The organism is Corynebacterium sp. UMB6689, assembly GCF_030215295.1.
GTDB lineage: Bacteria > Actinomycetota > Actinomycetes > Mycobacteriales > Mycobacteriaceae > Corynebacterium > Corynebacterium aurimucosum.
On record NZ_JASOLS010000267.1, the window covers coordinates 1 to 241 of the forward strand.

Genomic DNA, 241 nt, shown 5'->3' on the forward strand with positions numbered 1-241 from the left:
GGTGGATGACAAGGTGCACGCGTTCTTGCACGTTGATGCCGAGGGCGCCCTGGAGACGGCACACAAAGTTGATGAAGCGCGCAGCCAGGGACAGGAATTGCACCCGCTGGCGGGTATTCCGATTGCGGTAAAAGACAATATTGTTACTCGTGGCATTCCTACTACCTGCGCGTCGAAGATCCTTGAAGGATGGCTTCCTCCGTACGACGCTACTGTGGTTACTACTCTGAAGAAGGCAATG

Annotated in this window: 1 protein-coding gene; it reads left to right on the forward strand. The window is 54.8% G+C overall.

From position 1 onward, the window contains the following. Nucleotides 1–13 precede the first annotated feature (13 nt). A partial coding sequence (locus QP363_RS13460; RefSeq protein WP_284764864.1) for an amidase family protein occupies nt 14–241 on the forward strand: 228 nt, incomplete at its 3' end.